The organism is Novipirellula sp. (assembly GCF_041583735.1).
Classification (GTDB): Bacteria; Planctomycetota; Planctomycetia; order Pirellulales; family Pirellulaceae; genus Novipirellula.
The window spans coordinates 1-8,185 of sequence record NZ_JBFHFD010000393.1 but is presented as its reverse complement, the minus strand read 5'-3'; the positions used below and the strand labels follow the sequence as shown (position 1 = coordinate 8,185).

4 protein-coding genes are annotated in these 8,185 nt (G+C 54.6%); all 4 read left to right on the top strand.

Annotation, left to right across the window (positions count from 1 at the left end; translation table 11 throughout):
• Positions 1 to 1,524, top strand: a 1,524-nt coding sequence (locus tag ABX962_RS23630; protein WP_372722894.1) for a beta-galactosidase trimerization domain-containing protein, incomplete at its 5' end; no start/stop codon positions are given.
• A gap of 53 nt (positions 1,525 to 1,577) precedes the next feature.
• Positions 1,578 to 5,021, top strand: a complete 3,444-nt coding sequence (locus tag ABX962_RS23625) for a DUF4175 family protein (RefSeq protein ID WP_372722893.1) — start codon at positions 1,578 to 1,580, stop codon at positions 5,019 to 5,021.
• A gap of 69 nt (positions 5,022 to 5,090) precedes the next feature.
• The gene (locus ABX962_RS23620; RefSeq protein ID WP_372722891.1) at positions 5,091 to 7,529 is read left to right on the top strand and encodes a glutamine amidotransferase; all 2,439 of its coding nucleotides are present in this window, start codon (positions 5,091 to 5,093) and stop codon (positions 7,527 to 7,529) included.
• Between the two features lie 80 nt (positions 7,530 to 7,609).
• Positions 7,610 to 8,185: hypothetical protein (locus ABX962_RS23615; RefSeq protein ID WP_372722889.1), on the top strand; the 576-nt coding region annotated here is incomplete at its 3' end.

The window sequence follows — 8,185 nt, the reverse complement described above, 5'->3', positions numbered from 1 at the left end:
GAAATCTCATTCGGTGGCACCGATTTTGGCGTCGCACTCCGCTGGGCACGTGACATTTGCATCAAAGCCGCAGGCGGTGAGAAACAGTTGCATGTGTTCACCGATTTTCAGCGATCGGGTCTCGATTGGAGCGACATGGATGTGATGCCCAGCGACGTCCAAGTCCAGCTGCACGACCTTGGTCGCGATGCGGTGAACAACGTTGCGGTCACGACAGCATTCGCCACTCGCACGATGATTCGGCCTGGGGATGCCACCGTGATCACCGCCACGGTCTCGAACGAAAGCCCCTTTCCACTGACCGAGGTATCACTACGGCTGTTTTTGCGAAGTGATCGAACGACGTATGAGAAAGAACGCAAAATCAGTGTCGCCGTGGGCGCACTGGAAGAATTCGATTTCGAAATCGATGGACTGCAACCGGGGCTTTGGCAGGGACAGGTCGAAGTCGAGGTGGAGGACGAGTTGCGTTTCGATAACCGCAAATTTGTCGCACTGATGTCGGCGCCCGCATGGCGTGTGTTAGTCGTGAATGGCCAACCCAACGTATCGGCAATGCTTTCCGAGACGTATTTCCTCGAATCCGCGTTGCGGTTGGCACCGCCGGGGGAAACCTATGCTGGATCGCCCTATTCGCCTGACGTCGTCACGGCCGAGGGATTTGAACAAGCCGATTTCAATGAATACAAAGTGGTTGTCTTGGCAAATGTCCCCGATGTCTCGGACGCTGTGGCAAAACGGCTTGAAACGTTTGTCGAATCCGGCGGCGGTTTGATCGTTTTCAGTGGGGATCAAGTCACACCGCAGAGCTATCACGCACTGGATGCCGTCGGTTTATCGCCAGGCCAGTTTGGCGTGATTCAAGAAACACATGATTTGCCGTGGCGTGTGCAAGAATGGGACAGCAAAAGCTCGATTTTTGAGCCGTTCAACGATCCTCAATACGGTGATTTGCATCGCATTGCTTTTCATGCCTATACACGCGTCGTGCCGTCAGAGGATGCGAAAGTGCTCGCCTCGTTTCGCCGAGGTGATCCGTTGTTACTGGAAGTTGCTAAAGGAGACGGCCGCACGTTATGGCTGACCTCGTCTTGTGATCGTACATGGAGCGATTGGCCTCGTGGACGACTGTACCTGCCGATGGTGCACCAGATGCTCGGTCATTTGACGGGACTCAATGACGGCGGCCCCGTGCGAAGTGTGACGATGGATGCGACACACACGGTAGCGTCGGAAACCAAGCCAGGCGTTTATGACCGCGGTCACCACTGGGATGTGATCAATCCAAGTGCTCGAGAATCGGAGATGGATCGCTGCAGTCCGGCGGAGTTCTCGGAGCAGTTCGCGCTGAACGTCAGCGACGGGAACGAGAACGAGGCAGACGAAGGTGACGACGCGCAAGTCGCCTCGCTTGCTCCGTCGACCATCCAGTTGCGTGACAATGAGTTTTGGCACTGGATTGCCTTGGCACTCATCGGATTTTTATGTGTCGAGTGTTTTTTGAGCAATCGAACTACGGCTTAAGTATTGCGTTTGTTGAACGTTGGCACCGCCACGACTTTTCGGGAACTATGGTAATGAGCACCGTCAAATCAAAACCTCTGTTTGTTGAGCGATTCGAAGCCGCTTGGCAGCACACACGACGCACGCAGGTTGCCGGAACCATCACCTGGGGATTGGTGCTCGCCTTTTTCGGATTGATTGTTCTTACGGCGACCGATTACCTATTCGAGGTCTCGTGGGGCGACCGCGCGTTCTGGCTGGGTTTGATTTCGATCGCTTCACTGACACTTGCGGTCACCTGGATGGTGATTGTGGTAAATCGGTGGAGCAAATTGCGAGCGGCCAAGGAAATTGAAACTCGCTACCCGGAATTGGGCCAAGCGGTGCGAACGTCACTCGAATTTGGCCGCCAATCTGCCGAATCGCTTGCCGCCGCAGGAATTCAACCTTCACTCGTGCAAGCGCTAGCGGAGGAAACGGACCGCAAGGCCGAATCGCTTGATCTGGCATCCGGGGCACCTTCGAACCGCGTGTGGATGGCTGTGGCAATAGCGAGTGTGCTTGCCGTCGTCATCGCCGTTGCCACCCTGTTTAGCTGGGAATGGCGAGTCGCCACGTTACGCGCGCTGCTGAGCGATCAACCCTACACGGAACTATCAATTGTGCCTGGCGATCGCACCATCACCGAAGGCGAATCGATTGACGTGGCTATCGATGTTGCCGGACGAACCAACCGCAATGTGATTATCGCTTCGCGGATTGTCGGATCCGATGATGGATGGAACGAACGGGAATTAACCGACGAGGATGTGGCGGCATCGCAAACACGATTGGTGAAATACCATTCGCAGTTCAAAGGAATCGTCGCGCCCATTGAGTATCGCGTGAAGGCCGGGCCTGTGCAAAGTCCGCTGTACCGGATCGCTGTCCGCCATCCACTGCGGATCGAAAATATTAGCGCCGAGGTGACACCACCCCAGTACACGGGGTTGGCCGCCAGCACGATTGACGAAGGCAATCTAAGTGTGATTCATGGATCAACCGTTCGCCTAAATGTCACCCTGGATCGCCAACCGGAATCGGCAACGATCGTGATGACCGAGCGGCGACGCTTGGGACCTGGTGAAAGTCCCTCGGTCGAAACGATTCCGCTCGAGATCAACGACTGCCTCGCGACGACATTGTTAAATATCGATTCGGATCAAACCTATACCATCGTTGCGAGGGCCAACGACGGTATGGAGTTGCGTGAAAACAAATATCGAATTCGCGTACGCTATGACCAGACGCCTGAGGTTTGGTTCGAAACACCGGCCGAGGCTTTGGAGGTCACCAGTGTGGCTGAAGTTTTGTTGCGAGCCCGCGTGCGAGATGACTTTGGGCTGACACGAGCCGGTATCGTGTTCGAGGTCAACAACGAAGAAGAGTACACGCTCGCAGCTCGCGACTACGTCGCCATGTCCGCCGCACTGGCCGAATCGGAATCCGTGGCTTCGGAGACGAGTGATCAAGCGACGAGTGGCCAAGCGACTAGCAATCCAGCGGCCGGCGATGGCTCGCACCGCTGGACTCGCGATGCAATGGAACGCTTGCTCCCGCTGGAACTGTTTAATCTTGAGGAAAAGGATAGTGTGACTTACTACGCTTTCGCGGAAGACAATCTGCCAACCGGCGCGCAGCGGACAGAGACCGATTTGCGATTCATTGACATTCGCCCATTCCGGCGGGTGTATCGGTTGCCGGGCGAGGGTGACGCCAATGCCAACGGACCTCAGATTCGATTTTTAAGTGAGCTTATCTCACGCCAACGGTTCAATTTGAATCGCACGATTCGCATGGATCGTAAGACACAATCAGGCGAAGAACCGACGCTCGGTGAAGTCGACCGGATCGCCGAATTCGAAGACGATCTCTCAAAATCGTGCTTTGAGTTAGCTGTGTTCCTGAACGAAAGGGAATTTGACGGTAGCGATCTGTTGTTTCAAGCTGAGATGGTGATGCTGACCGCCGTCGACTCCTTGAACGTCGGCAAGTTCGACCTCAGCGCTCGCCAACAAAAGGATGCGTTGCGTTTGCTGATCGAAGGACGAAACACGCTGGAAACATTGCTGCGAAAAGGCTTGTCGAATTCGCAGCGACGTGCTCTGGGGAACTTCGATCGCATGCAGACTCAGAAATTGCGGCGGACGAAGCGAAGTCAAGCCAATGAAGATACCCCGGAGCAACTTGTCGCTCGAATCCGACGATTGGCGAGTCAGCAACAATTGGTGGCACAGGCATTGAATGGGATCGTGTCGGCGGCAAATTTACCGGCAGTGAACGGTGCCGGCGGTGGATCCCCCGCCGCTGCGACGCCATCGGCCGACGGCGCTTACGATCGAGATACAGAGCAAGAGTTGGCGGAATCGGAACAAACGCAGTTGGATATCGCAATCGAAACGCGAGAGGTGGAAGCTGCGATCGAGCAAATTCGTGAAAGCACGACTCTGGTCCAATCACGAGCGTCACAGGCTGCGGATTCTACCGATGACGTTTCCGGAGCGATCGCACGGGGTGATACGGATCTCGCAGCGGAAACCGCGCGTCAAGCCAGCGAACAACTACGTGAATTGGCGGCCAATCTCGAGGGCGTCTTGGCCACCGAAACGGTTCAGCAGATCAGCATGTCTCGAGATATTGCGGCGATGTTGGCGGCGATGCAGCGGCGTGTTGTCAGCAGCACCCCGAACGATAAACCTGGGGATCACGCGGATGCAGACGAAGCGACCAAACCGGCAGCGATTGAATCCCGAGAAGCACGAACGGCTGCGGCCAGACGTGCCCGTCTGCTCTCGGAAACGGGGCGAACGTTAGAAGATATCTTGGGATCGGCCATCGCATCGAACCGCATGGACGATGGCGAGGCGGTGCGGCAACTCGGCGAATTGCTGACCGAAAGCGATCTCGAAAAGGTGGTCGAGCGAATGTCGCAGATCGCTCCCATGATTGAACAGGATCGTGCGAAAGATGCTCAGGTCGAAGGGGATGATATCGCAGACCGCCTAGAAGTTCTGTCGCGTAAACTCGATGGCATTTACCGATCGGTCGTCACCCCGCGCGTCGCTCGATTGATGGAGCTCGAAAAACGAGCGACACAGCAGCAAAGCGAACTGAAGTCATTGCTAACGAACCAACAGATTTCGAGTTGGCACCGAAAAACATTGGAATTGATGGAAGAGATCGACAAAACCGATGTGGCATCGGCATCTTTGGATGAATTGTACGCAGCATTTCAAAAGCAAGGCTGGGGCAAAATGAACGACGAATTGCAGTGGGATTGGGAACGTGACGAGCAAGATGGATTCGAAGCACCCAGCGAATATGTCACCGGAATGCAGTCGGTTGTCGATGACATCCACCAGCAATTACAGGAGCTGATGCTGTCGGACATGGTGTCGGATGCAAACGACGCGACTCCGCCCAAGTACAAACATTTAGTCGATCGCTATATCGAAGTGCTCGGCGGTGTTACGCCATAATCGATTAGCCGTCGACCGGAAGCACCCACCAATCACGTCTCCCTCATTTCCATCGCTACGAAAATCACTGTGAATCTCGAACTGCTTCCCCAACTATCGCCACGCACTCTGCTATCGCTTTTTGCTGTTTTGGCTGTTGCCGCAATCGGGGTGCGATTGATGTGGGGGCCGCCCGCTCAGATTGCGCGTCGCACCGGATTGGTGATTCTGCGTTGTCTGGTGGTGCTGTTGTTGTTGATACCACTATTTAATCCAGTGCAGGTCAGCGAAACACCGGGGCATGTCGAGCACAACGATGTGCTTTATATGCTCGACGAATCCGAGAGTATGAACATGGTCAACGATGAGCAAAGTCGTTGGGATCAGGCGATCGGGATCATTCGTGATGCCAAAGCGAAAACGACGAACCTAAGTGCCAATACAAAGTCCTTTCGTTTCGGCAGTCGATTGTCCGCGATCGAATCCAGAGACCAAAACTCGGCGAGCGAAGATCCATTCGATGCGATTAAGCCGACAAGTTCTGACACACGACTGCGAATGGCGCTTCAGCAAATCACGAGTCGATTTGGAAGAGCACGTCCCGCATCGGTCGTCGTGTTTTCAGATGGACGTGTGCGAGATTCCGATGGAATCGAAGAGCTTGCCAAACATTTCGCGGAACTGAATGTGCCGATTCATGTCGCTCCGGTCGGGGATGCGGAATCCCGAGGCGACCTTGCGATCATCGCCGCCGTGATTCCCGAGAGTGTCCGCCGTCACTCGCGAGTGGAAGTGCAAGTGTTCACACGAAGTTACGGACTGGACGAACAACGTGCCGAGTTGCATTTGACGGCGCTCGATCGCGATGGCAATCCGCTCCGCGCGGTCACGACGCCTCAACCGCTGACGCTTCGCGACGGTTTTCAATCGCACCGTGTTTCGTTTCGTGCCGACGAAGATACACAACGATTGCTAATCCATATTCCGCCCAATGACCGCGAGACGACTTCGCAGAACAATTCGATCGAAGCGACCACGTTCATCGACCATACGAAAATTCGCGTGTTGTATGTCGAAGGATCGCCCCAGCGAATCCAAGCGATCCGTCAGGATAATAAGATTGTGTATCGCGGCGCCCATACCGAATTGCAAGAAGCATTGGTGGCGGACAACGATATCGAATGTGTTGTGGTCAGTGGCGGGGGCGGGATGTTAACGCGAATTGCAAACGATGGCAGTCCTGATATCGAACGTGGATTCGCTACTTCCAGTGCTGAATTAGCAGCGTTCGACGTGTTGATTCTCAGCAATGTTAGTCGAGAGGTGTTCACGGAGGAACAAATCGATTGGATCACGTCTTGGGTCAGCCGTCGCGGAGCAGGATTGTGCATGCTAGGGGGGCCAAACAGTTTCTCTGCTGGCGGTTGGGCCGGAACTGCCATCGAAACCATTCTGCCGGTTACGATGCAGGAAGCAAAATTCGATTGGGATCCCGGAGCGGTTGTGCAAGGCACGGTGGATTTGTCCGGGACACTGCATCCGATATGGCATCTCGTTTCTGCTGCGAAAACGAATCGCAGGATTGTTGAGCAGTTTCCGGTGTTCGATGGAGTGAACGAAAGTCTTCGTGTGAATGATCCCTTGGCCACCACCTTGGTCAGCGGTCCCGATGACACGCCGGTACTTTCGGTCGGACGTTATGGCAAAGGCCGATCGGCGGCAATGGCCACCGCGATTACCGAACCGTGGGCTCGCGCATTTTTGAATGAATGGGGCGAAGGTGACGATCGCTATTTTGCAAAATTCTGGCGGAACATGGTCTATTGGTTGGCGGAAGATTCGACCATCGGGCGTCGTCGTTTGATCGCGTCTCATGACAAGCAGTATTACAAGCCGGGCGAAACAATGACGTTGCGGGCGGTCGGTTACGACGAGGGAGCCAAGGTCACGCAAGACTATCGGATTGTTGCGATGATCGAACCGAAATCCGCAGCATTTGACCTGAATAACTATGATTCGCCGTTTCGTTGGCCCAACGGAGTGCAACGAGAAGAGGGCATGGAAGGACCGATGATCATGTGGGGCGAAGAATTTGAATTGCCCCGAGCCAACGCCGACACCGATGGGCCGCTGGGCGTCGAAAACGAGGGATATGCGATCGAATTGCAAATCAACGATGCAATGCTCAATGCCTCGGCGAACGAAGGACTCCGCATCGAATTGACAGCCATGGACGGGCAAACGCAAGTCGACAGCACGTCGCTGGATGTGCACATTTTGCACGATCCATTCGAGCTTCAGAATCCCTTTCCTGACCATGACCTTTTGCAGCGTCTCGCCGCCGCCTCGGGTGGAAGCGTCATTCACGACAGCGATGATCTTGCCGCTGTACTCAATGACTTGGACGTCAAACGTGGGCCACCGGTGGTACGCAAAAGCCCTCTGTGGAGCACGTGGTGGTTGTGGGCATTGATTGTCGGAATGTTAACGACCGAGTGGTTTTGGCGACGAAGTATGGGGTTGGCATAGCGGTTAGTCATCGAACCTATTGATCTTTGTGGGATCATCCCAAATTATTTTCACCCCAATTCATTCACCACGGAGCAATTATGCGTATCTTAGTTTTTTATCTCTCGCTAGCACTGATCTTTTGCTTCCAAAGTTTAGCTGCAGAAGAAGCGGCGGATGCCGCCCGGTCGGGTGAGTCAACGCCCGAGATCAATAGCCAGCGAATCGAAATGATGACCGAGGTCGCTGCCAAATACGAGCTTACGCTCGATAGCGGCGAACCTTTGCAAGTCATTCCCGAGCCTATATTGAAATGGAGTAATCCCATCCTGCGAACGCACGCCGGCTCGGTTTTTCTGTGGACCTATCAATCGCGGCCACAAGCGGTCGTCGGTATGTTCACAAGTTACGGGGATGTGGATCACGAGTGGCAAACGATCTGCGAGACAGGACTGACCGCAAAATTTGACGGTAAAACATTATGGAACCCCAGGACGGGGATCCGGTGGAACGCGATCGATGGCAGTAGCGAAATCGCCCCGTCGTCAGCACTCAGAATGGTGCAGATGCGTGCGATGGCACGAAAGTTTAGTGTCGAGATTGGCTCGGCGAAAAAGTCCACGCTGCTGCGGATGCTGACACAACCCTTGTACAGTTACGAATCGCCGGCAGCAGAT

Excerpts from the sequence above, each read along its gene's own strand:
- ABX962_RS23625 (WP_372722893.1), top strand. The coding sequence starts at position 1,578 with ATGAGCACCGTCAAATCAAAACCTCTGTTTGTTGAGCGATTCGAAGCC.